Source organism: Pedococcus bigeumensis, assembly GCF_039531795.1.
GTDB classification, from domain to species: Bacteria; Actinomycetota; Actinomycetes; order Actinomycetales; family Dermatophilaceae; genus Pedococcus; species Pedococcus bigeumensis.
The window spans coordinates 665634-689564 of sequence record NZ_BAAAQS010000003.1 but is presented as its reverse complement, the minus strand read 5'-3'; the positions used below and the strand labels follow the sequence as shown (position 1 = coordinate 689564).

Annotated in this window: 22 protein-coding genes; 10 read left to right on the top strand and 12 right to left on the bottom strand. The window is 71.7% G+C overall.

Going from position 1 to position 23931, the window contains the following annotated elements; translation table 11 throughout:
- Window positions 1–45: 45 nt before the first annotated feature.
- The 8 genes from ABD262_RS13820 to ABD262_RS13785 form a co-directional block, all read right to left on the bottom strand.
- Window positions 46–1242 (bottom strand): ROK family transcriptional regulator, encoded by a 1197-nt coding sequence (locus ABD262_RS13820; protein ID WP_344137161.1) that lies wholly within the window; start codon window positions 1240–1242, stop codon window positions 46–48.
- 25 nt (window positions 1243–1267) lie between these two features.
- The gene (locus ABD262_RS13815; RefSeq protein ID WP_344137158.1) at window positions 1268–3130 is read right to left on the bottom strand and encodes a glycoside hydrolase family 3 protein; all 1863 of its coding nucleotides are present in this window, start codon (window positions 3128–3130) and stop codon (window positions 1268–1270) included.
- 235 nt (window positions 3131–3365) lie between these two features.
- The gene (locus ABD262_RS13810; RefSeq protein WP_344137155.1) at window positions 3366–4985 is read right to left on the bottom strand and encodes a glucoamylase family protein; all 1620 of its coding nucleotides are present in this window, start codon (window positions 4983–4985) and stop codon (window positions 3366–3368) included.
- 47 nt (window positions 4986–5032) lie between these two features.
- Window positions 5033–5860, bottom strand: coding sequence for a carbohydrate ABC transporter permease (locus tag ABD262_RS13805; RefSeq protein ID WP_425564877.1), 828 nt, complete (start codon window positions 5858–5860; stop codon window positions 5033–5035).
- A gap of 7 nt (window positions 5861–5867) precedes the next feature.
- Window positions 5868–6824 carry a carbohydrate ABC transporter permease gene (locus ABD262_RS13800; protein ID WP_425564876.1) on the bottom strand — a complete coding sequence of 319 codons (957 nt, stop codon included), beginning with the start codon at window positions 6822–6824 and terminating at the stop codon, window positions 5868–5870.
- A gap of 2 nt (window positions 6825–6826) precedes the next feature.
- Window positions 6827–8098, bottom strand: a complete 1272-nt coding sequence (locus tag ABD262_RS13795) for a sugar ABC transporter substrate-binding protein (RefSeq protein ID WP_344137152.1) — start codon at window positions 8096–8098, stop codon at window positions 6827–6829.
- A 79-nt stretch (window positions 8099–8177) separates the two neighbouring features.
- A complete protein-coding gene (locus ABD262_RS13790; protein WP_344137149.1) occupies window positions 8178–9203 on the bottom strand; it encodes a LacI family DNA-binding transcriptional regulator in 1026 nt (341 codons plus the stop codon).
- Between the two features lie 135 nt (window positions 9204–9338).
- On the bottom strand, window positions 9339–10280 hold the full coding sequence (locus tag ABD262_RS13785) for a sugar-binding transcriptional regulator (protein WP_344137146.1): 942 nt from the start codon (window positions 10278–10280) through the stop codon (window positions 9339–9341).
- A 211-nt stretch (window positions 10281–10491) separates the two neighbouring features.
- On the opposite strand from ABD262_RS13785, the gene ABD262_RS13780 reads away from it, so the two are divergent.
- Entirely contained in the window at window positions 10492–11910 is a 1419-nt protein-coding gene (locus tag ABD262_RS13780) for a xylulokinase (protein ID WP_344137143.1), read from the top strand.
- A gap of 55 nt (window positions 11911–11965) precedes the next feature.
- Here the strand turns inward: ABD262_RS13780 and ABD262_RS13775 are convergent, their stop codons facing one another.
- A complete protein-coding gene (locus ABD262_RS13775) occupies window positions 11966–13159 on the bottom strand; it encodes an MFS transporter (protein WP_344137140.1) in 1194 nt (397 codons plus the stop codon).
- Window positions 13160–13302: 143 nt separating this feature from the next.
- Here ABD262_RS13775 and ABD262_RS13770 point away from each other — a divergent pair, with 143 nt between their 5' ends.
- On the top strand, window positions 13303–13758 hold the full coding sequence (locus ABD262_RS13770; protein ID WP_344137137.1) for a MarR family winged helix-turn-helix transcriptional regulator: 456 nt from the start codon (window positions 13303–13305) through the stop codon (window positions 13756–13758).
- A 57-nt stretch (window positions 13759–13815) separates the two neighbouring features.
- Window positions 13816–14304 (top strand): cupin domain-containing protein, encoded by a 489-nt coding sequence (locus ABD262_RS13765; protein WP_344137134.1) that lies wholly within the window; start codon window positions 13816–13818, stop codon window positions 14302–14304.
- Between the two features lie 40 nt (window positions 14305–14344).
- Here ABD262_RS13765 and ABD262_RS13760 read toward each other — a convergent pair whose 3' ends face one another.
- Window positions 14345–15919 (bottom strand): PucR family transcriptional regulator, encoded by a 1575-nt coding sequence (locus ABD262_RS13760; RefSeq protein ID WP_344137131.1) that lies wholly within the window; start codon window positions 15917–15919, stop codon window positions 14345–14347.
- Between the two features lie 102 nt (window positions 15920–16021).
- On the opposite strand from ABD262_RS13760, the gene ABD262_RS13755 reads away from it, so the two are divergent.
- From ABD262_RS13755 to ABD262_RS13730, 6 genes are all read left to right on the top strand, one after another.
- Complete coding sequence (locus ABD262_RS13755) at window positions 16022–17290, top strand: NAD(P)/FAD-dependent oxidoreductase (RefSeq protein WP_344137128.1); 1269 nt, start codon at window positions 16022–16024, stop codon at window positions 17288–17290.
- Between the two features lie 165 nt (window positions 17291–17455).
- Window positions 17456–17755, top strand: a complete 300-nt coding sequence (locus ABD262_RS13750) for a metal-sensitive transcriptional regulator (protein ID WP_344137125.1) — start codon at window positions 17456–17458, stop codon at window positions 17753–17755.
- Between the two features lie 41 nt (window positions 17756–17796).
- Window positions 17797–18015, top strand: a complete 219-nt coding sequence (locus tag ABD262_RS13745) for a heavy-metal-associated domain-containing protein (protein WP_344137122.1) — start codon at window positions 17797–17799, stop codon at window positions 18013–18015.
- The gene (locus ABD262_RS13740) at window positions 18012–18962 is read left to right on the top strand and encodes a hypothetical protein (RefSeq protein ID WP_344137119.1); all 951 of its coding nucleotides are present in this window, start codon (window positions 18012–18014) and stop codon (window positions 18960–18962) included. The genes ABD262_RS13745 and ABD262_RS13740 overlap by 4 nt, the downstream gene beginning before the upstream one ends.
- Complete coding sequence (locus ABD262_RS13735) at window positions 18959–21256, top strand: heavy metal translocating P-type ATPase (protein WP_425564874.1); 2298 nt, start codon at window positions 18959–18961, stop codon at window positions 21254–21256. The genes ABD262_RS13740 and ABD262_RS13735 overlap by 4 nt, the downstream gene beginning before the upstream one ends.
- 40 nt (window positions 21257–21296) lie before the next feature.
- Window positions 21297–21659 carry a hypothetical protein gene (locus tag ABD262_RS13730; protein WP_344137116.1) on the top strand — a complete coding sequence of 121 codons (363 nt, stop codon included), beginning with the start codon at window positions 21297–21299 and terminating at the stop codon, window positions 21657–21659.
- Between the two features lie 84 nt (window positions 21660–21743).
- Here the strand turns inward: ABD262_RS13730 and ABD262_RS13725 are convergent, their stop codons facing one another.
- Both ABD262_RS13725 and ABD262_RS13720 read right to left on the bottom strand, forming a co-directional pair.
- Window positions 21744–22856: a lysylphosphatidylglycerol synthase transmembrane domain-containing protein gene (locus ABD262_RS13725; RefSeq protein WP_344137113.1), complete on the bottom strand. Its 1113-nt coding sequence runs from the start codon at window positions 22854–22856 to the stop codon at window positions 21744–21746.
- A gap of 125 nt (window positions 22857–22981) precedes the next feature.
- A complete protein-coding gene (locus ABD262_RS13720; RefSeq protein WP_344137110.1) occupies window positions 22982–23329 on the bottom strand; it encodes a UBP-type zinc finger domain-containing protein in 348 nt (115 codons plus the stop codon).
- An 85-nt stretch (window positions 23330–23414) separates the two neighbouring features.
- Here ABD262_RS13720 and ABD262_RS13715 point away from each other — a divergent pair, with 85 nt between their 5' ends.
- Entirely contained in the window at window positions 23415–23930 is a 516-nt protein-coding gene (locus ABD262_RS13715; RefSeq protein WP_344137107.1) for a DUF427 domain-containing protein, read from the top strand.
- The last annotated feature ends 1 nt before the right edge of the window (window position 23931 follow it).

Below are 23931 nucleotides of genomic sequence, written 5' to 3'. Positions count from 1 at the left end.
GCCCAGAGTTAATCCCTCAACCACCCTTGACGTCAAGAGTTGAATTCAAGAAATGGACGCTGCAGTCGCCAGAACCGCCTGGTTGGCTGGCAACAGGGTCGTCGCGCAGACCAGCGCACCCACGACGTCGGCGTCGGTGTCGAGCTCGCCCTCGCGCACGACCACCGAGGCGACGGCGCTCGGGATCGCACACCGCTCGAGCGAGGCGCGCATCGGGCTGATGATGATCGAGCCCACCTTCGACAGCTGCCCGCCGAGCACGACGACCTCGGGGTTGAGCAGGTTGACCAGGCCTGCGACCGCGACGCCGAGGTGTCGGCCGGCGTCCTCGAGCACCCGCCGGCAGCCGGGGTCTCCGTCGAGCGCGCGGGTGATGACGTCGCGCAGGCTCAGCGGCCCGTGTGAGGAGGCGAGGGCGTCGAGCAGCCCCCGGGCGCCGATGTAGGTCTCGAGGCAGCCGCGGTTGCCACACCGGCACACCGGACCGTTCTCGTCGATGGTCAGGTGGCCGATCTCGCCGGCCGTGCCGGCCGCTCCCCTGAACACGTCACCGTCGAGGATCAGGCCGGCGCCGACGCCGTAGGACAGCTTGATGTAGACCGCGTGCTGCACCCCTTGCAGCACACCGCATCTCAGCTCGCCGAGGGCTGCCAGGTTGGAGGTGTTGTCCACCGTCACCGGCGCCTGGATCCGGCCTTCCATCTCCCGGGCGACGGCCACTCCGCGCCACCCCGGAAGGATGCTCTCGCTGCCCACCTGACCCGACACGGAGTCGACCGGAGCGGGGATGCCCACTCCGACCGCACGGACGTCGGCCATCGTCTTGCCGGCCTTCTCCACGAGGTCGAGGAGCAGCCGCGAGGCGCGGTCCATGCCCTCGTCGGCAGCGTGGTCGGCAGGCAGGGGCATGCGCTGCCGGCCGATGATGTCGCGGGGGCCGGTGCCCAGCGCGACCCGCACGTCGCGGTCTCCGAAGGCGATGCCCGCGATGAGCGTGCTGCCGGTCGCCAACGAGACCAGCACGGCCCGGCGGCCGTTGCGGATGCTGGGCTCGAGCTCGACCGCTCCGGAGGTGTCGAGCTCCTTGACCATGTTGGACACGGTCGCCGGGCTGAGCCCGGTGAACCCGGCGATCTCGACCTGCGTCATCGCCCCCTGGTCGCGGAGCGCTTCCAGGACGCGCAGACGGTTGGCTTCACGCAGGGACGCCTGCGAGCCCGGAGCCGCCTGTGATGGATTCACGGCCTAAACATAAAGGGTGAGGCGGTCAAACGGTAGGCATGACCGACAGGCCATCTCCCAGCCCATGCCCAAACCTGAACAACGGGTCGTCGTAGCCGGGGACGTCCTCGCCGTGCCGACGCACCTGCTCCATCGAGCGCGGCAGGTCGAACGGCAGCCGGCCCACCGGCGGGATCGCCCCGGTGAGGGCGTCCACGAGGGCGTCGTCGTTCGTGCCGTAGCTACCCACCAGCGCACTGGCCAGCGGCAGCAGCGGGGTGAGGACCGCGGGACGGTCGAGCACCACGTCGATGACGAGGGGGCAGTGGGCGGCGATCCGGGCGAGCCGGGCGACCAGCCCCGGTGGGAAGTCGAGCGAGCCCTGGTGGAACCACGACTCGAGGAACAGGTCGGAGCGCGGCTCGAACGGCGCGGGCAGCCGCACCAGGGCCACCTCGGCGTCCTCGGGCCGCGCGACCGCGACCCCGAGGGCCGCGACGGCCCCGGGTGACACGTTCTCCGCGTAGACCCGAAGCCCCTTGCGCAGCGGAAGGACCGGCGGCCAGCCCTCCGAGCCATTGGTGAGCACGGTCACGGACCGCGCCTGCGCGGCATACCCGGCGGCACGAAAGTCCTTGCGCCCCAACGTCTCGGCGGCCACGTCCTCGTCGACGAACGGGTCGTCGAACAGTCCGAGCCGGAACTTCACGGCGAGCAGCCGGCGGGCGGACTCGTCGACGCGCTCCTCGGTCACCCGCCCCTGGGCGATGAGGTCGAGCAGCAGCTCGACGCACTCCTCGCCGCCGAACTGGTCGGCGCCGGCCTCGAGGATGAGCTCCATCCGGGCGGCCGGGTCGAGGTGCTCCACACCCCACGCCCGGGCCGGGAGCACCTGGTCGCCGACGTGGTTGTCGTTGACCAGCTCCCAGTCGGTGACCACGACGCCGTCGTAGCCCAGCGTGCCCCGCAGCAGGCCCGTGACGATCTGCTTGTTGTAGCCGAACCCGACCTCCTCGATCTTCTCGCCGTCGATCTCCAGGGCGATCGGCATGCCGTAGTAGGGCATGATCGCGGCGGTCCCGGCGGCGATGATCGGGGGGAACGGCTTGAGGTGGTCGGCGAACCGGCCGCCGGGGTACACCTGCTCGCGACCGTAGGGGAAGTGCGCGTCCTCGCCGTCCTTCTGCGGGCCGCCCCCGGGGAAGTGCTTGCTCGTGCAGGCGACGCTGCCCGGGCCGAGCGACTCCTGCTGGAAGCCCTGCAGGTAGGCCACTGCGAGCTCGCTCACGAGGTCGGGGTCCTGGCCGAAGGTGCCGGACTGACGGGCCCACCGCGGCTCGGTCGCGAGGTCGAGGGTGGGGTGCAGGGCGGCCCGGATGCCGACCGCGCAGTACTCCTGTCGGGCGATGTCACCGAACTCCCGGACCACCGCGGGGTCGCGCAGGGCGGCCAGGCCCAGGGGTTCGGGCCACTGCGAGAACGACTTCGCGGCGAACGAGGTGCCGGCGTTCTCGATGAACGCGTGCCGCGGGTCGGTGGAGATCGTGACGGGTATGCCGTGGGGAGACTGCTCGGCGATCACCTGGAGGGCGTTGTGCCAGCGCGCCGCCATGCGGGCGTCGTCGAGGGCGTGCACGTTGAAGTGGGTGAGGTGCTTGCGCAGCACGACGTCGGAGGTCGCCGACTTGCTGATGGCGCCGGGCGCCTCGAGCACGCTGCCGTCGCCACCCGCCTCGATCACGGTCTGGAACATCAGCCCGACCTTCTCCTCGAGGGAGAGCCGCGGCAGCAGGTCCTCGACCCGCTCCTCGACGGTCAGGCGCGGGTCCTCGAACGGGTCCATCCGGTCGTTGCCGTTGAGGTCGCGGTACTCGACCCCATCGGGGCTGGTCCTCGTGACCGGGTGCATGGGGGTCCTCTCACGCTGCTGTGATGTGCCGGGCGACCACGGGGCTGGGTGACCACGGGGGCCGGGTGACCATGGGGGCCCGGGGTCCACCGGGACCGGGAGGTCACGGGTGCCGGGTGCTCACCGGGGCCGCGGCCACGCGGCCCCGGTGGCCACCTCCGGCACCGCGCGCCCCAAGCCGTCAGGGGCTGCTCGGGGCACGCGGTGGGTCCGGGGGGTCAGGCGATGCCGGCGGTCAGGCGATGCCGGCGCCGAACTCTTCCACACCGATGACCGGACGCAGCGCGCGCTCCACGTCGGGGGTGCTGAAGGCGCGACGGATCACGTTGTCCGCCATGACGTTTCCGATGGCGCCCATGATCATGGCCTGGTCGAGCGACAGGTAGCGACGAGCGATGGTGCCGGAGCGCACGGCCACGGCGTCGAAGAACCCGCCCCGGCCGTAGGCCTTGAGCTCGTCCTGGATCTTCGCGAGGTTGGCGAAGGCCTGGCCGGGCTCGTGCATCATCGCGAGGAAGGACGCGTGCGGCGTGACGACGCCGTCGCCGAAGGTCGGGGTCGGGTTGAGCGCGTCGCGGCAGCCGTCGTAGGCCAGCTGGACGTCGGTGTTCTCCTGGTCGGAGAAGTAGCCGTCGGGCTTGAGGCCGAGCACGTCCACGCCGTACTCGCGATAGCCGCCGGCGGGGTTGCTCGACGGCGAGAAGCCCCAGAAGCCGTAGTCGGCCTCGATCAGCCCGTGCTCGCGCTGGGCGCGCACGTGGAGGGGGTGGTTGAGGCCCCAGGACCGCGGCGCCCAGCTCGACTCCGGCACGAACACGTCCGGCATGAGCTCCTCGAACATGCTGCCGCCCCAGCCGGGCACGATGTGCATGCCGCGGTAGGTGTAGGCGCCCTCGAACACCTCGACGCCCAGGTAGGTGCGGTTCTGCCCGACCGGCTGCATCTCCTGCCAGTTCCAGCCGCAGTCGCCGGGGAAGGTCCGCCACATCGCGAAGTACTGCGACGGCGGGATCTGGCCGGTGATGATGCCCAGGTAGCTGGTGATGCGCGTCTCGGACACCGTGGTGTCGTAGTGGTGGTTCTTCGTGTACCAGACGTCGGGGCCGACCCCGATGGTGTTCCCGAGGGCGAAGTCGTTGGTGTTGGGCGGGGTGCCCGGGTAGAAGCCGCCGTAGATGAGTCCGGGCTTCCGGGCGGCGTTCTTGTCGTAGAACATGTCCCAGCGCATCCGGCTGAACAGCCGCTTGGCCAGGGGGGCGGCACCCTTGTCCGACGACATGACCACCTTGAGGGCGGCTCCCAGCCAGCCGTTGTCGACGGAGGAGCAGAACGGGTAGACCCGGTTGCCGTCGGTGGGCCAGGTCGTGAGCTTCTCGCCCGTGGCCTCGTCGTACCAGTTGTAGTACATGCCGCTCGGCGTGTGGTGCTCCATCCGCAGCACGGTGTTCAGCGTCTGGATGAGGCGCTTGGTGCACTCCGCCTTCGAGATGATGCCGAGCTCGCGCGCCACCACGGCCGACCAGAGGTAGCCGGCGATGTTGGTCGGCGAGGTGTAGCCGGACCGGTCACCGGGGGCCAGCGACTCCGTGATGTTGTCAGCGGGCAGGCCGGTCTTCGGGTGGGTCATCGCGACCAGGCTGCGCCAGGTGTCCGCGGCCCAGCCGTGCACGCGCGCTGGCTGGGCGGCCACCGAGGTGCTCGACGCGAGGTATGCCGGGGCGCTGGGTGCCGCAGGAGCGGCGAAGGTCCCTGCCGATGCGCGACCGGCGGTCAGGCCGGTGGCGGCCACCGCCGTCGCTCCGACGAGGAGCTGGCGACGGGTGGCGGACGGGAGGACGAGCTGTGTGGTGGCCATGGGTGAGGCTCCAATCGGGTTGGTTGCACTGCTGTCACCAGGGACGGCTACTTGATGCCGGTCGTGGCGATTCCTTCGATCACGCGTCGCTGGAAGATCAGGAAGATCGCCAGCACGGGGACGACGACGACCGTGGCTCCGGCGAGGAGCAGGCCGTACTGCGTCGAGTTCTGCCCGGTGGAGTAGAGCGCGAGCGCCACCGGCAGTGTGTAGGTCTTCTCCTGCTGCGCGACGACCAGCGGCCACAGGAAGTTGTTCCAGCTGCCGAGGAAGGTCAGGATGCCCAAGGTCGCCAGCGCGGGTCCGGCCAGCGGCAGGAAGATCTGCCGGAAGATCCGCAGCTCTCCCGCGCCGTCCACGCGGCCCGCGTCGAGCAGGTCGCGCGGCAGGCCGAGGAAGAACTGCCGCATCAGGAAGACACCGAACGGCGCCGCCAGGAACGGCAGGATCAGGCCGGGCAACGTGTCGATGAGCCCGATGTTGGCCACCAGCACGAACAGCGGCACGAAGGTCACCACGCCCGGGATCATCAGGGTGCCCATCACCACGGCGAACAGGATCTTCTTGCCCTTGAAGTCGAGCATCGCCAGGGCGTAGCCGAGCATCGAGCAGAACAGCAGGTTGCCGGCCGTGACGCAGACGGCGACGACCGTCGAGTTGAAGAAGTACTGCTTGAAGTTCAACCGCGAGAACAGCTGCGTGTAGTTGTCGAGGGTGACCGTCTCCGGCCACCAGGTCGGCGGGCTCTGGAGGAGCTCGCCCTGGGTCTTGAAGCTGCCCAGGATCATCCACACGAAGGGTGCGATGACGACCAGGAGGAGCACGGTGAGCACTCCGTAGAGCAGCACGCGGCCGCGAACGTTCATTCCAGTCATGACGACCTCACGTGTTGTCACGCAGCAGGCGGAACTGGATGGCAGCCACGATCGCGATGACGACGAAGATGATGTAGCTCATCGAGGCCGCATAGCCGTAGTTGCCGAAGCCGAACTGCTTGTAGGTGTACATGGACATCGAGATGGTGCTGTTGAGCGGACCACCGTTGGTCATCACGAAGGGCTCCTCGAAGAACTGCAGGTAGCCGATCGAGGTGGTGACCGAGACGAACAGCAACGTGGGGCGCAGCATCGGCAGGGTGATGTGGCGGAAGCGCTGCCACGCTCCGGCCCCGTCGATCGAGGCCGCCTCGTGGAGCACCCACGGCACACCCTGCAGACCGGCCAGGAAGATGATCATCGCGGTGCCGAAGTTGCGCCAGGACGCCATCAGGATCAGGCCGGGCATCGACCAGTGCGGGTCGCCGAGCCAGTTCGGCCCGGTGATCCCGACCCAGCCGAGCACCGTGTTGATGAGGCCGAACTCCTCCTGCAGGAGGAACCGCCAGACCACGGCCACCGCGACGATCGAGGTGATCACCGGCAGGTAGAAGCCGAGCCGGAACGCCGACCGGAACTTGGTGATCCCGCGGTCGAGCGCGACGGCTGCCGCGAGCGCGATCCCCAGGGTCAGGGGCATCCCGATGACGACGAAGTACGCGGTGTTGAGGGCCGCCTTGCGGAAGACCGGGTCGGAGAAGGCCCTCGTGAAGTTGTCGAAGCCGACGACGTTGACCGCGAAGGGGCTGCGCAGGTCGCGTGACTTGGTGTCGGTGAGGCTCATGAAGAGCGACTGGACCACCGGCCACGCGGTGAAGACGAGGAACAGCAGGCAGAACGGCAGCGCCAGCATCCAGGCTGCCGGGCCCTCGCGGAGTGCGCGCCTCGCGGCACCACCCCCGCGGGGGGACGGGCGGGTGTCGCCCGCCCCCCCGCGAGGGGTCACCTCGGTGGTGGTGGCCATGACTACTGGCCGGTGCCGATCGAGTCAGCCTGCTGCTGCACGGTCTTCAGTGCCGCAGCGGGGTCGGCGCCCTTCTTGGTGACCTTCTCCATCTCGGTGTCGAAGCTCGCCACGACCTGCTCCCAGGTGGGGAAGCTCGGCGGGGCCTGGGCCGTCTCGAGCTGCTTGCCGAAGGTGGCCAGCTTCTTGTCGGCGGTCAGCGCCGGGTCCTGCCATGCCGACTTCACCGCGGGGAGGTCGGTGGACATCTGGTACCACTTGACCTGGGTCTTGGGGTCACTCAGCCACTGGACGAACTTCCAGGCGGTGTCGCGCTGCTTCGACTTCTTGAACACGACGAGGTCGGATCCACCGACGAACGACGACGACTTGGTCTTCGCCGGGATCGGCATGACGTCGTACTGGTCCTTCTTCACCCCGACCTTCTCGACCGCGGACATCATCCACGGGCCCGAGATGAACATCGGCACGCGGCCGCTCTTGAAGTCGGGCTCGGTGGTCGGCGTGGCGGGAGCAGCCTTGTCGGAGATCCCGTCGTTGAAGTAGCTCTGGTAGTACTTGACGGCCTCGAGCACCTGCGGGCTGTCGAAGTTGTAGGCCTTGCCGCCGTCCTTGGTGAGGTCGGCGTCGGCGGACCACGCGAACGGCATGATCGACTGCCACGAGCCGACACCGCCGGCCTGCAGGCCGATGCCGTACTTCGCGCCGGCCTTGGTCTGCATGGCCTTGGCCATCGACTTCAAGCCGTCCCAGTCGGTCGGGGGCGTGGCGTAGCCGGCCTTCTTGGCGAGGTCGGTGCGGTAGTAGACCAGGCGGGTCTCGACGTACCACGGGACACCGAAGGAGGTGCCGTTCACCTCGGTGGTCTTCTGGGCACCGTCGAAGAAGACGGACTTGTCGATCGACGGGGGCGTCGGGTCGAGTGCGTCGTTGCCGGCGAACTCACCCATCCAGGTGGTGCCCACCATGGCGGCGTCCGGCGTGGTGCCGGCCGTGATCGCGGTGGTGAACTTCTGGTATGCCGCGTCCCACGGGATCGCGGTGACGTTCACCTTGGCGCCGGGGTTGGCCGCCTCGAACTCCTTGGCGAGCTTTGGGAGGTTCTCTCCCTCGGCGCCCATGGCCCACACCGTGATGGTGCCGGTGGCCTTGCCTGCGCTGACGTCCTTGCCTGTCTCGGAAGCGGTCGAGCCGGCGTCACCACGACCGCAGGCCGTCAGGGTGAGGGCTGCGGCGGCGATCGTCGCGACCGCCAGGGCGGGGGTGCGTCTCATCGGGTTTCTCTCTTTCCTCGGGGCGGGGATGAAGCCTGGGTTGGTGGACGGGTATGGGGGACAGTCGGGTGGACGGTGGTCAGCGCGAGGGGGCCGGGGCACAGCCACAGGACGAACGGATGATCAGGCTGGTGGGGATCACCAGCGGACCGTCCTCGACCTTGGCGCCGGTGACCCGCTGGTGCAGCCGTTCGGCGGCCTGGGCGCCGAGCTCGCGCACCGGCTGGCGCACCGTGGTCAGGGCGGGCTCGACGTAGCGGGCTGTCATCACGTCGTCCCAGCCGACGACGGCCACGTCGTCGGGGACCCTCGTGCCGCCCTCGCGCAGCCGCTTCATCACGGCGAGCGCGAGCTCGTCGTTGGCGCAGACGAGCGCGTCGGTCCGGACGGCCCCGGACAGGATCCGGTCGGCGAGCGCGGTGCCGTCGGCCTCGCGCAGCGAGATGCGCACGGGCTCGGACGCACGCAGGTCCGCGGCCGCGTGGGCGGCGACGAAACCGGCATACCGATCACGGACGTCGGGACCCGAGTCCGGGTCACCGACGAAGAGGAGGGTGCTGCGGCCGTGACCGAGGACGTGGTTGGTGATCTCCTCGGCGCTCTTGGTGTTCTCCGAGGTGACGGTGTCGATGTCGGAGTGCGGGTCACCGGCGATGAGCACCACGGGCTTGGAGCCGTGGAGGGCCATGACGGTGTCCTCGGGGATGGCCGCCGAGCCGAGCATCGCGAGGCCGTCGACGCGGGTGGCGAGCTTGCGGACGGCTGCGGGGAGGTTGTCCTTGCCCTCGGCCAGCATCAGCACGACGCTCTGCCCGAGGTCGGCGGCGCGCGACTCGAAGCCCATCAGGAGCTCGGAGTAGTAGGGGCCGGACAGCTCGGGGAGCACCAGTCCGTGGGCCTCGTGGTGGCGCACGGCCAGGCTGCGGGCGGCGGCCAGGGGCACGTACTTGAGCTCTTCGGCGGCCTCGAGCACCCGGCGGCGGGTCTTCTCGGAGACGGCGGTGGAGCCCTGCAGGACGCGGGAGACGGAGGCGATCGAGACACCGGCACGCTCGGCGACGGAGTAGATCGTCGTCCCGTTGGAGTGCGTCGCAGCGGTCGCCACAGGTATGCCTCTCTCATCGTTGAAAGCGCTTACATCTGGCACGACCATGCCACGGCCCGGGACCGGGCGCAAGGGGCGAAAGGTGATTAAGGGCGTTCTCGGGCACCCTGTGGCGCCGCCCGGGAGGCCCTCGGCTCAGCCCGCGAGCAGCACGTCGGCCAGGGTCGCGTCGACCACGAGGCCGTGCACCAGCCCGCCGTCGAGAGCGGCGCGCACGGCCGTCGACTTCGACGGCCCGGAGACCACCGCGATGACCTCGGGAACCCTCGTCAGGTCATCGGGGTCCATCGTGATGAGGCGGGCGGCGACCTTGGGGCGCAACGGTTTTCCGCTCGCGTCGAAGAAGATGCCGGCCAGCTCGCCGATGACTCCCCGGGCCGTCAGGTCGCGCTGTTCGGCCGCATCGAGCAGGTCGTGGATCGTCGACTCGCCGGGCCGCCAGGCGCCGATCCCGACCACGGCCTTGCTCACCGCGGAGGCGCGCGCCAGGCCGTCCACCACGGCCGGCTGGCGGCGCAGCGCGTCGGCGCTCGATTTGCTGTCGAGGACGAACGGCGCATAGAAGACAAATGCCTTGCCGCCGGACACGCGTGCTGCCCGGCGGACGATGTCGACGGCGCTGCTGTCGAGGTCGGGGAGGGCGATCGCACCGGTCAGCTGCACGACGTCGACGCGAGGCAGGGTGGTCAGCGCGCTGACCACGGCGTGGACGTTGCGCGACCACGGCAGACCGAGCACGTCACCCTCGACGACGACCTCGGACAGCAGCTCGGCCGCTGCCCGACCCAGCTGGTGGCGCACCCCGCCCGGGTCGGCGTCCGCGGTGTCGACGACCACCGCGTGGGCCAGGCCGAAGCGCTCCTGGAGCCGCGCCGACAGGTCGACGTCGAGCGACCCCTGGCGCACGATCTCGATCCGGACCAGCCCCCGCTCCCGGGCAGCCTCGAGCATCCGGGCCACCTTGAAGCGGCTGATCCCCAGCTCCTCGGCGATCTGCACCTTCGACTGGTTCTGCAGGTAGTGCCGACGCGCCACCGCCGCGAGCATCACCAGCTCGGCGGGTCCGTCGTCGTCCACGTATCCGTCCTTCCCATTGACAGGCTCCGGGGTGCGCCGACATGCTCGACGAACTCGTTTGCGCATCATCGCGCTCGTTTGAGCGACAGTCAACCAGCCCGGACGTCGAGGGAGGCGGTGACCGGCCAGGCGTGAGAGCCTGACCGGCACCACCATCGCGTGTCTCGAATCGACCCCACGGGCGCCCCGCCGACCCGTCCCGGAGGCCTTCATGCCCGACGCCCCTCGCACCCTCGTCGCCGGGGTCGACTCGTCCACGCAGTCGACCAAGGTCGTCGTCTGTGACGCCGAGACCGGCGAGATCGTGCGCTCCGGGCGGGCCCCCCACCCCGACGGCACGTCGGTCCACCCCGACCGGTGGTGGGACGCCTTCACGGCGGCGACCGCCGAGGGGCTGCTCGACGAGGTCGCGGCCATCGCCGTGGGTGGACAGCAGCACGGCATGTGCGCCCTCGACGAGTCCGGTCAGGTGGTGCGGGATGCCCTGCTGTGGAACGACACCCGCTCCGCGCAGGCAGCCCGCGACCTCACCGACGAGCTGGGCGGACCGCAGGAGTGGGTCCGCCGCACCGGTTCCGCGCTCGTGCCCAGCTTCACCGTGACGAAGGTGAGGTGGCTGGCCGAGCACGAGCCCGAGAACGCTGCCCGCGTGCAGGACGTGGTGCTCCCGCACGACTGGCTCACCGCCCAGATCCTCAAGCAGGGCAACGGCTTCGAGCGCTACACCACCGACCGTGGCGATGCCTCGGGCACCGGCTACTTCTCCACCACCGACGACTCCTACCTCCCCGACCTCCAGGAGCTCGCGCTCGGACGCGTCTTCGGCGTGCCGGAGGTCCTCGCCCCCCACCAGGTGGCCGGGCGCACCGAGGGCGGGATGGTCGTCGGACCCGGCACCGGAGACAACGCCGGGGCTGCGTTCGGCCTGGGACTGCGACCCGGCGACGTCGTCGTGTCGCTGGGCACCAGCGGCGCGGTGTTCGCCGACGCCGACCGGCCGGTGGCCGACCCCAACGGCCTCATCGCGTCGTTCGCGAGCGCCTCCGGCGGCCACCTCCCCCTGATGGCGACCCTCAACGCGGCGCGGGTGCTGACTGCTGCGGCCCGACTGCTCGGCACCGACCTGGCCGGCCTCGACCGGCTCGCGCTCGCCGCCCCGCCCGGCGCCGGTGGGCTCACACTGCTGCCCTACCTCGACGGCGAGCGCAGCCCCAACCTCCCCGACGCGACCGGCACCCTCGGCGGCCTCACCCGGGCCAACGCGACGCCCGAGAACCTCGCCCGTGCAGCGGTGGAAGGGATGCTCGCCAACCTCGTCGCCGGGGTGGCCGACGTGCGACGTCTCGGCCTCCCGGTCGAGCGTGTGGTGCTCATCGGCGGGGCCGCCGCCTCCGCCGCGGTGCGGGCGGTCGCACCCGGCCTGTTCGGGGTGCCCGTCGCGATCCCGGAGCCCGGTGAGTACGTCGGGCTGGGTGCCGCGCGGCAGGCCGCGTGGGTGCTCGGTGGCGACGAGCGGCCGCCGGAGTGGGAGGTCAGGTACGAGGCCACCCTCGAGCCGCCGACCGGCGACGAGGGCGCGGCCGTGCTCGACCGCTATGCCGCGTTGCTGGGAACCGTCCACCCTTCCTGACCCAGCATGCCCCCGTCCCGCCCCCCCGCGAGCAACCTTTGCTAGCAAAGGTTGCTCAGTGGTGGACACCTTGCAACCTGTCCGGCAGCGAGTTTCCTTTGCTAGCAAAGGTTGCTGCGCGTTCGGCGACCACCAGCACCACGAGCGCACCGAGGCTGAGCGCGGCGCCGTCCCAGATCGTCGAGGCGTAGCCGAGCCCTGCGGTGATCGTCAGCCCGCCGAGCCAGGCACCTGCGGCGTTGCCGACGTTGAAGGCCGCGATGTTGGCGCCACTGGCCAGTGTCGGAGCGGAGCCGGCATACGTCATGATCCGCATCTGCAGGCCCGGCACGGTCGCGAACCCGAAGGCCCCCATGAGCACGAGCCCCACCACGGCCATGACCGGCGAGGAGGCGGTGAGGGCGAAGAGGCCCATCACGACGGCGAGGGCGGCGAGCACCACGGTGAGCGTGACGGGGACCGACCGGTCGGCCGCGCGTCCACCGACCCAGTTCCCCACGAACAGGCCGACCCCGAACAGCACGAGCAGCCACGGCACGGTCGTGGACGCGAAGCCGGAGACCTCGGTGAGGGTGTACGCGATGTAGGTGAAGGCGCCGAACATCCCACCGAAGCCGAGCACCGTCACCAGCAACGACAGCCACACCTGGCCGGACCGGAAGGCCCCGAGCTCGCCGCGCAGGCCGGCGTCGTCGGCGGAGACCGGCTGCGACGGCACCAGGGTGGCCATCCCGACCAGGGCGAGGACGCCGATCCCGCTGATCGCCCAGAAGGTCGACCGCCAGCCGAGCTGCTGCCCGAGCAGGGTGCCGAACGGGACCCCCAGCACGTTGGCGGTGGTCAGCCCCGCGAACATCATCGCGATCGCACCCGCCTTCTTCTCGGGCGCGACCAGGTGGGCGGCGACGACCGAGCCGATGCCGAAGAACGCGCCGTGGGTCAGGGCCGCCAGGATGCGGCCGAGCAGCATCACCTCGTAGGTGGCGGCGTTCGCCGAGACGAGGTTGCCGGCGATGAACAGGACCATCAGCGCGGTGAGGACGTGCTTGCGGTCGAACCGCGTGACCGCCGCCGTGAGGGCGATCGCGCCGACGGCAACGCTCAGGGCGTAGCCGGAGATCAGCCAGCCGGCCGCGGCCTCGTCGACGCCGTAGTCCGCCGCCACCTCGGGGAGCAGTCCCGCGATGACGAACTCGGTGAGCCCGATGCCGAAGCCCCCGATGGCGAGGGCGAGGAGTCCGAGGGGCATGTGGTGCCTTTCCGTGCGTTCGTGGTGTCGGGGCTGGAGACCTCGAGCTTTCCCGAGCCGGTATGCCGCGTGTGCAACAACCAGCGCATGCAGCAAGTTAGTTGCACGCGCGGCTTATTGCAAATGCGGGTTATGATGGCGCCATGGGAATCGCAGACGACGCCGTCGAGGTCCGCGCCCAGGGCTGGCGGACCCTCGCCGCGCTGCACGGGCTGATCGAGTCGGCCCTCGAGCGTGAGCTCACCAGTGCGCACGACCTCTCGGTCGTGGAGTTCACCGTGCTCGACGCGCTCTCGCGCCAGGACGGCTGGCACATGCGGATGTCACAGCTGGCCCGCGCCGCAGCCCTGTCCAACAGCGCGACGACCCGGCTGGTCAACCGGCTCGAGGACCGCAAGCTGATCCGGCGGATCCTGTGCGCCGACGACCGGCGCGGCATCTACACCGAGCTCACCCGCTCGGGGGTCAAGCTCCTCGAGGCGGCCCGGCCGACGCACGACCGGGTGCTCGAGGACACCATCCGGCAGGCCGAGGAGACGCCCGAGCTGGCGCCGCTCGTCGACGCCCTGCACCGGCTGCCCGCCGCCGTCGCCGTCTGAGGCCGCCACCCGCCGCCTGAGGCTGCCGCCCGCCCTCATCCCGGGCAGGATGGCCGCATGAGCTATCCACCGCCCCTCTACGACGGCACCACGGGCGAGGTCAGCGCGACCGTCCGCCTGAGCGACGCGGAGCCGGATGTCATCTACCCCAACGGAAACCGGGTGCACTACCTGTCGACCGGGGAGTCCACCGGCCGGCTGTTCGGGCTCTACCGGTGGGAGTTCGCCGGCCCCCGGTCGGGCCCGGACTCGCACTTCCACAAGACCATCGCGGAGTCGTTCTACATCCTGTCCGGCGAGGTGAGCATCTTCGACGGCACCCGCTGGAACACCACCCGACCGGGCGACTACGTCCACGTCCCTCCGGGTGGCCTGCACGGCTTCCGCAACGAGGCCGGCCCCGCGTCGATGCTGCTGCACTTCGCGCCCGGCGCTCCTCGCGAGGGTTACTTCGAGGGCCTGGCCCGCGTCGCCGCCGGCGAGACCATGACCGACCGGGAGCGCGACGAGTTCATGCGCTACCACGACAACTACTGGGTGGACTGAGGACCACCGGCGGGGCTCCGGATACCGGGTGGGCTGAGGACTACCGGCCGGACTGGGGCGCGGCGGCGACCGGACCGGCCGCGGCCAGCTGGAGGCGCACCGCCAGGCGCACGGTGGCGTCGTCGAGGTCGAGCCCCGCGAGGTCGGCGATCCGGGACATCCGGTAGCGCATCGTGTTGGGGTGCACGTGGATCGAGCGCGCCGCGCTGGTGGGCGCGCCCGGGTGGTCCAGCCAGGCGGTGAGCGTCCGCAGGTAGTCGCTGTGGTGCTCGGCATCGTGCGCGCCCAGGACGGCGAGTGGCCCGAGCGGGTCGCCGACCAGCGTGCTCGCAGCCCGTGCGATGGTCACCTCCGCCCAGACCTCCTCGTGGGCCACGACCGAGTCGTCAGCGCCCCCCGCGCGGCCGCGTCCGCCAGCGGCCCGCCGGCCCACCACGCGGTCGGTCTCCTGCGCCTCGACCCGGGAGCGCTCCAGCTCCGCCGGGGCGTGTGCCGTGCGGCCGGCCCGGGCGGTCAGCGCCAGCGACTCGTCGCGGGCCTGCGCGACCACCCCACGCAGCCAGGCCCACGTCCCGGGTGACGTCTCGCTGCTGTCCCGCACCACGGCATACCCCCGGCCGTCGAGGTCGGCGAGCAGTGGCTGGTTCCAGGCGTGCCGTCGGCACACCGACTCCCAGAGGTCGAGCAGCCGCACCGGATCGCCCTCGCCGCCGAGCGCCACGACCCGCCACGGCCCGGCCGGTAGCCAGTCGGCGGCGCCGCTGGTGTTGCCGGACAGGACGCCCCGCAGGCGGTCGGCGGCCACCCGGCGGGAGAGGTCGGCCTGGGCCCGCAACCGCAGGAGGTGCAGCGCCACCACCGAGGAGGTCTGGACGAGCTCGGCCACCAGGGGGGCCGGCGGACGCTCCTCCACCACGGCCCAGATCGAGCCCAGCCAGGCGCCACCGGCTCGCACGGGGATGACGAGGCGCGGCTTGGTGCCGCCCGAGGCCGGGACGAAGACAGGGTCCGCAGACCGGGCGAGCCGGCGGAAGACACCTTGGGCGCGCAGGGTGGCCAGCACCTCGTCCGGCACCCGACGGCCGACGATCGTCGAGACCCGGGCGGGGTCGGTGAGGTCCTGCCTGGAGGAGTAGGCCAGCACCCGCGACTGGGCGTCCTCGATGGTCACCGGGGCATCGACCAGGGCCGCCGCGGCATCGGCGAGGGCGAAGAGGTCGTCCTGCACGGGGGCGTCGTCGCGCCGGCCGGGGCCCACGGCCGCGCGGTCGATCACGCCGCGCAGCAGCCACACGAGGTGGGCCCACGACGCCTGCTCCGCGAGCTCCACCAGGGCGATCCCGCTGCGCCGGGCGCGGTCCCGGACGGTCCGGCGCCGGGCGATGCCGCGTCGCAGCACGACACCCCCCGCCCCGGCCTCGGCGGCCCTGCGCACGAGGTCGCTCGCCGACTCGGCCGACTCGACCCCCACGCCGAGGACGAGGTCGCCCGGCTGGCCGACGATGCCCTGCCCCGGTTCGGCGATGGTCAGGTCGTCGACCTCGGCCCCCTGGTGCGGCACCCCGAGGGTCAGCAGACCCCCGAGGGTGGCGACGAGGTCGGTGACGGCGAGCACCCGCTCAGGGTGCCCGTTCTTGTGCTGGCCGCACAAGTCGTGCGGAGGTATTCAGGCTGGCGGGCCAAGGCGGCATACCGGTTGCGCTGTCACGCTCGATCCATGGCCCCCATCACCGCAGCAGGTCTCCCCGTCCCCCAGCGCGTCGCCGTCGTCGGCGCCGGCATGGTCGGTCTGTCGACCGCCTGGTTCCTCCAGGAGCACGGCGTGGAGGTGACCGTCCTCGACCGCGAGGGCGTCGCCGCGGGTTCGTCGTGGGGCAACGCCGGGTGGCTCACGCCCGGCATCGCCACCCCTCTGCCGGAGCCGGCCGTCCTCAAGTACGGGCTGCGCGCGGTCCTGTCGCCGAGTTCCCCGGTCTACGTGCCGCCGAGCGCCGACCCCAAGTTCCTCAAGTTCGTCACCGGGTTCACCAGGAACTCGACGATGAAGAAGTGGAAGAAGGCGATGGGCTCGCTCGTGCCGGTCAACGACCTGTCGCTGGAGAGCTTCGACCTGCTCCGTGACGGCGGCGTGCAGGCCGAGACCCGTGAGGCGAAGTCGTTCCTCGCGTCCTACCGCACCGAGGCCGAGCGCGTCACGCTGCTCGAGGAGATCGAGCACATCCACGCCGCCGGCCAGGACATCGAGTTCGACGCGCTGACGGGCGACCAGGCCCGCGCCATCGAGCCGAGCCTGTCCGACGAGATCGGCGCCGCGATCCTGCTCAAGGGCCAGCGCTTCATCGACCCCGGCACCTACGTGCACGCCCTCGCCGACTCGGTGCGGGCCCGCGGCGGCAAGATCATGGACGCCGCCACGGTGGCCGACATCCGCGACACCGGCACCGGCGTGGTCGTCACCACCGCAGAGGGCTCGGTCGAGGAGTTCGACGCCGCCGTCCTGGCGACGGGCGCCTGGCTCGGCAAGCTGGCTCGCCAGTTCGGCGTCAAGAACGTCGTGCAGGCCGGGCGCGGCTACTCCTTCTCCGTGGCGATCGACCACGTGCCCAACGGCCCGGTCTACTTCCCCGCCCAGCGGGTCGCCTGCACGCCGATCGGTGACCGGCTGCGCGTCGCCGGGATGATGGAGTTCCGCAAGCCCGAGGCCGCGCTCGACCAGCGCCGCATCCAGGCCATCGCGGAGGCCGCCCGTCCGCTCCTGCGTGGCGCCGACCTCGACAACCGCCAGGACGAGTGGGTCGGCTCGCGTCCCTGCACGGTCGACGGCCTGCCCCTGATCGGTGCCACGAAGTCGCCGCGCGTCTTCGCTGCCGGTGGTCACGGCATGTGGGGCATCACCCTGGGGCCGGTCACCGGCCGCCTCCTCGCCGAGACGATGGTCACCGGCAAGCAGGTCGAGCAGCTCAAGCCGTTCGACCCCATGCGCTGACCTCTCGCGCCACCCGCGCAAAACGGGGGTTGCCCGACGAAACGGCCGCTATAGGCCCCGTTTCGTCGGGCAACCCCCGTTTTGCGGTGGCGGACAGGGGGGAGTTGGCGGTCGCAGGGCAGGGTGGGCTGTTGACTTAATACCATAGGGGGGTATGGTGTGTGCATGAGCAGCACCGAGACGCACCACGGGTACCACGACCAGAAGGACAGCCACCTCAAGCGGCTGCGCCGCATCGAGGGGCAGGTCCGCGGCCTCCAGCGGATGGTCGAGGAGGACAAGTACTGCATCGACATCCTGACCCAGGTGTCGGCCGCCACCAAGGCGCTGCAGTCCTTCTCGCTGGAGCTGCTGGAGGAGCACCTCGAGCACTGCGTGGTCGATGCCGCGCGCCGGGGCGGCCCCGAGGCCCAGGAGAAGGTCCGCGAGGCCTCCGACGCGATCGCCCGGCTCGTCCGGTCCTGACCGACCACCCCCACCACCCCACCACCTGCGAGGAGCACCCCATGAGCACCCAGAACTTCGACGTCGTCGGCCTGACCTGCGGCCACTGTGCGAGCGCCGTCACCGAGGAGCTGAGCGCCCTCGAGGGCGTGACCGCCGTGACCGTCGACCTCGTCGCCGGCGGCACCTCCTCCGTCACCGTCGAGACCGCCCGCGAGCTCAGCCCTGCCGAGGTCACCGCGGCCCTCGACGAGGCGGGCGACTACAGCCTGGCGCCGTGAACGCCGTCACCCGTGTCGCCGCCTTCGGCGCCGGGATCGCGGTGGCCTTCGTGGCGGCGTTCGGCACGGGACGCCTGATCGGACCCCTCGAGTCCGTCGCCGCGCCCGCACCGCACACCGACATGCCCGCCACCGGCCACACCCCTGCGCAGGACACGGGCACGGGGGGCCACGGCGACGAGGGCCATGCCGACGAGGGACACGGGGCCGAGACGGCCACACCCGTGCCCGCCGGGCTGAGCGCCACCGACCAGGGCTACCGGCTCGTCGCGGGGAGCGGCACCCTGACGCCCTCGACGTCGGCGCGCGTGACCTTCCGGATCCTGGGTCCCGACGGCCGGGCCGTCACCGGCTTCACGACGGCGCACGAGAAGAAGCTGCACCTCATCGTGGTGCGCCGCGACCTGTCCGGCTTCCAGCACGTGCACCCGGTGATGTCGGCGGACGGCACCTGGGCGGTCGGCCTCGACCTGAGCCGGCCGGGACAGTGGCGGATGTTCGCGGACTTCGACCCCGACGGCCCGACCGGCGGCCTGGTGCTCGGCACCGACCTGGCCGTCCCCGGCGACTACTCGCCGGTGGCGCTGCCGGGGGCTGACGCGAGCACGTCGGTGGACGGGTTCTCGCTCCGGGTCGCGGGCGCACTCTCCCCGGCCCGGGCCCAACCCGTGGCCTTCACCATCGGTCGCAGCACGGGCACCCGGCCGGTGAGCCTCGAACCGTACCTGGGCGCCGGTGGTCACCTCGTGGTGCTGCGGGAGGGCGACCTCGCCTACGCCCACGCGCACCCCCTCACGGGAGTCAGCAGCCTCGCAGGAGGCGCCGCAGGGCTGGCGTTCCAGGTCGAGGCGCCCGGGCCCGGGCGCTACCGACTGTTCCTCGACTTCAAGGCCGAGGGCGTAGTCCACACAGCCGCTTTCACCCTCGACGCGGGGACGACACCATGACCGAAGCCCGCCAGAGCAGCAGCACCGCCACCACGGCGACCGCTCCCCCGATCGTGACCGACTCGGTCGAGCTGGTCATCGGCGGGATGACCTGCGCCTCCTGCGCGACCCGGATCGAGAAGAAGCTCAACAAGATCGCGGGCGTCACGGCCACGGTCAACTACGCCACCGAGAAGGCCAAGGTCAGCTTCCCCGCCACGGTCTCGACCGACGACCTCCTCGAGACCGTCGAGCGCACCGGCTACACGGCCACCCTTCCGGTCGTCGCCCGCCCCGAGGGGGGCGCAGGCGCCGCGGCCGAGGTCGACCCCACCGCGGTGCTCCGCCACCGGTTGCTCGTCTCGGTGGCGCTGGCCGTGCCCGTAGTCGTCCTGGCGATGGTGCCGGCCTGGCAGTTCGACTACTGGCAGTGGGCCTCCCTCGCCCTCGCGGCCCCTGTCGTGGTGTGGGGCGGCTGGCCGTTCCACCGCGCTGCCTGGACCAACCTGCGGCACGGGCAGACGACGATGGACACCCTGGTGTCGGTCGGCACCCTCGCGGCGTTCGGCTGGTCGCTCTACGCCCTGTTCCTGGGCACGGCGGGGGTCCCGGGGATGACCCACCCGTTCCGGTTCACCCTCGAGCGCAGTGACGGCGCCGGGAACATCTACCTCGAGGCGGCAGCCGGCGTGACCGCCTTCCTCCTGGCCGGGCGCTACGCCGAGGCCCGCGCCAAGCGGACCTCTGGCGCAGCACTACGGGCTCTCCTCGAGCTCGGCGCCAAGGACGTGGCGGTGCTGCGTGGCGAGGGAGACGACGCCCCCGAGGAGCGCATCCCGGTGGACCAGCTCGTCGTCGGCATGCGGTTCGTCGTGCGGCCGGGCGAGAAGATCGCCACCGACGGCATGGTCGAGCACGGGACCTCGGCGGTGGACGCCTCGATGGTGACCGGCGAGTCCGTGCCGGTCGAGGTCGGCCCCGGCGACGCCGTGGTCGGCGCGACCGTGAACGCCGGTGGCCGCCTGGTCGTGCGGGCCACCCGGGTCGGTGCCGACACCCAGCTGGCCCAGATGGCGACCCTCGTCGAGGACGCCCAGAACGGCAAGGCGCAGGTGCAGCGGCTCGCCGACCGCGTCTCGGGCGTCTTCGTGCCCATCGTCATCCTGCTGGCGGCAGCCGCCCTCGGCTTCTGGGTCGGCACCGGCGCCGGGTGGACGGCCGCCTTCACCGCCGCCGTGGCGGTGCTGATCATCGCCTGCCCCTGCGCCCTCGGTCTCGCGACGCCGACCGCGTTGATGGTCGGCACCGGTCGCGGCGCCCAGCTCGGCCTGCTCATCCGCGGCCCCGAGGTGCTGGAGTCGACCCGTCAGGTCGACACCGTGGTGCTGGACAAGACCGGCACGGTCACGACCGGTCGGATGGCACTCACCGAGGTCGTGCCGGCCGCCGGTGAGGAGGCGGCGGAGGTGCTCCGGCTGGCCGGTGCGCTGGAGCACGCCTCGGAGCACCCCGTCGCACGCGCGGTCGCCGAGGCGGCCAGGGGCGCGGGACCGCTGCCGGCGGTCGAGGGCTTCGCCAACAGTGAGGGACTGGGCGTCGCGGGGACCGTCGACGGACGAGCCGTCGTCGTGGGTCGGCCCCGGCTGCTGGCCGACTGGTCGGTGTCCGTCCCGGACCACCTCACGGAGGCCGTCGAGTCGGCCCAGCAGCGTGGCGCGACCGCTGTCGTGGTCGCCTGGGACGGCGTGGCCAGAGGTGTCCTCGTCGTGTCGGACACGGTGAAGGAGACCTCGCGGGGCGCGGTCGCGCAGCTGCGGGAGCTCGGGCTCCACCCGATCCTGCTGACCGGCGACAACGCAGCCGCTGCCCGCGAGGTCGCGGCGAAGGTCGGCATCGACGAGGTGGTGGCCGACGTGCTGCCGCAGGAGAAGGTCGAGGTCATCCGGCGGCTGCAGGAGCAGGGCCGCACGGTCGCGATGGTCGGCGACGGCGTCAACGACGCGGCTGCGCTCGCCCAGGCGGACCTGGGGCTGGCGATGGGGACCGGCAGCGACGTGGCGATCCAGGCCAGCGACCTCACCCTGGTCAGGGGCGACCTGCGCTCGGCACCCGACGCCATCCGGCTGGCCCGCCGCACGCTGGGCATCATCCGCGGCAACCTGTTCTGGGCCTTCGCCTACAACGTCGCCGCCATCCCCCTCGCGGCCGCCGGACTGCTGAGCCCGATGATCGCCGGTGCGGCGATGGCCCTGTCGTCCGTCTTCGTCGTGACGAACAGCCTGCGCCTGCGCGGCTTCAAGGCCACGATCTCCTAGAGGCCGCGCGGTCGTCCGCGGGCGGTGGGAGGATCTGCCGGTGAGCGCCGACCTTCGAGCCCTTTTGCAGTCGTCACTCCTGCCCGCGATGCGGGTGGGCGACAAGGACACCGTCGACGTCGTGCGCTCCGCCTTGGCAGCCATCGCGAACGCCGAGGCGGTGCCGCCCACCACCGGCCGGGTCGGGGAGGGACGGGTCGCGGGCGCCGCAGTCGGCGTCGGCTCCACGGAGGCTCCGCGTCGCGAGCTCACGCCCGACCAGGTCCGTGCGGTCGTGGAACGCGAACGGCAGGAACGGATCCACGCGGCCGAGCAGTCGGAGGCCGGCGGGCTCGGGGAGTATGCCGCCCGGTTGCGGACCCAGGCCGCCGTCCTCGCGTTCCTCCTCGAGCGGACCGCCTGAGCGGTCCGCCCGACCGGACCGCCCGAGCGGACCGCCCGACCGGCGCCCTGACGGCGCACCCTGATCCCCTCTGAACGGGGTGCGTCAGGCGGCGAGGGCGGTGCCGCGGCGACGCAGCGACCAGGCGAGCATCGACAGTCCGCCGACGGGGATCTCCAGGCCGAAGATGAACGCACGGTAGAGCAGCACCCCGGCGGCGGCGGTGGCCGGTTCGCCGTGGAACGCCACGAGCACCCCGGTCATGCCGAGCTCGACGATGCCGGTAGCGCCCGGCGTGATGGCGACCATGGTCAGGATCCGCTCCACCGCGAAAGCCGCACCGACGACGGCGGGGTGGACGTCGGCGCCGACCACCCGCAGGCAGGCCCAGAGGAGCACCGCCTGCAGCGCGGCATACGCGAGCTTGGCGCCCACCATCCGTCCCCACCCTGCGGCGACCAGCCCGGCGCTCTCGCGCCGGAAGGACGCGGCGCGCTCGGCATATCCCTCGTCGGCCTTGGGCAGGAAGTGGACGCGAGCCACGATGCGGTCGGCGACCCGACCGAGCCACCGCACCGCCCGGTCGTCGCGAGCCACCAGCCAGACGGCGGCGAGGCTGCCGGTCAGCAGCCCGAGCCCGACGTAGGCGGCGGTGCTGACGCTGCTCGACACCTCGACCCCGGCGACCCCCAGCCAGCACAGGGCCAGCCCGGGGAGGACGAACTTGAGGAGGGTGTCGACGAGGTTGGTGAGGACCGCCCACCGCGCGAACGCGGGTGACTCGAAGCCCCACGAGCGGGCCATCCGCCAGTTGGCGACCGTGCCGGCGGCGCCACCCAGGGGCAGCAGGTTGGAGACGAACGAGCCGGTGAGGTTGAGCATCAGGGCCCGCCGGTGCGAGAGGCCCGGCAGGGCTGCGGTCAGCGCGGGGGTCTGGGCCCAGAGCCCGGCGAGCCAGAGGACGGTGAGGAGCGCGAGCTGCCCGACGGTGAGGCCCTTGAGCGCGGTCGCGATGTCGACCCACTCGGCGCCGGCGACCTTCGGCAGCGCCAGCGCGACGATGCCGGTCGCCAGCGCACCGCTCACGAGCAGCTTGGCGGCCCCCCGCCCGCCGCGTCCTGCCCCGGGGGCGCGGCGGGAGACCTGGCCCCGCGCGGTCACCGGCCGCAGTGGTGCGGTCAGTGCCGTCGGCGGGATCAGCTCGGTTTGGAGGGCCATATCTCCACGGTCCCGGCTCGGGGCACCGTCGTACATGGGGACTGATACCCAGATCGACCCCCAGCGTGACTAGTCACTCTCAGGGTCGACCCTGAGTCGAAGGCGTGGCTCGACTCCGCGTGCGGCTAGTGGATCTGGCTCTGCCAGTCGGCCGGGACCTGCCCCGCCGGACCGGGGGTGGGCTGGTCCTCGGGATGGCTCTGCGGGTCGGCCAGGCGTGGGCCGAGGAACCCGCGCTCCTGGGTGAAGTCCCAGAACCAGTCCTCACCCGGCTCGAAGCTGGCCATCACCGGGTGGCCGGTCTCCTCGAAGTGGCGACTGGCGTGCTGCATCGGCGACGAGTCGCAGCAGCCGATGTGCCCGCACTGCGCGCACCGGCGCAGGTGGACCCACCACCCCTGCGCCGCAAGGCATTCCACGCACCCCGTCCCGCTCGGCTCGACCTCGGGGTCGATCCCCACCTGCTGCGTCATGTCGCCACCTCCGTCCGGCCAAGGTACCCCGCGATCGCGGTCGGCCGCGTCCCGACCCCGCGCCGAGGCGACGTAGCGTGGGGGCATGTCGCGACCCGTGCCAGCACCCACCTCACCCGGCCAGGAGTCGGTCTGGGACTACCCCCGTCCGCCGCGGGTGGAGCCGAGCAGCGAGACCGTGGAGGTCTGGCTCGGTGGCGAGCGGATCGCGCACACGACGGCGTCGTGGCGGGTCCTGGAGACCAGCCACCCCCCGACCTACTACCTGCCCCGCGCGGCCTTCGCCGACGGGTCGCTCCGTCCCGCCGCCGGCTCGTCGTGGTGCGAGTGGAAGGGCGCGGCCTCCTACCTCGACCTGGTCGCCGGCGGCCGGGACGGGGTCGAGCGGGTGGTCGCCCCGCGGGCGGGCTGGTTCTACGCAGACCCGACGCCGGGCTTCACGGTGCTCAGGGACGCCGTGGCCGTGATGCCGGGGCTGGTCGACCGCTGTGTGGTCGACGGCGAGGTGGTGCGCGCCCAGGAGGGTGGCTTCTACGGCGGGTGGATCACCGATCGCGTCGTGGGCCCGTTCAAGGGCGGGCCCGGCTCACACGGCTGGTGAA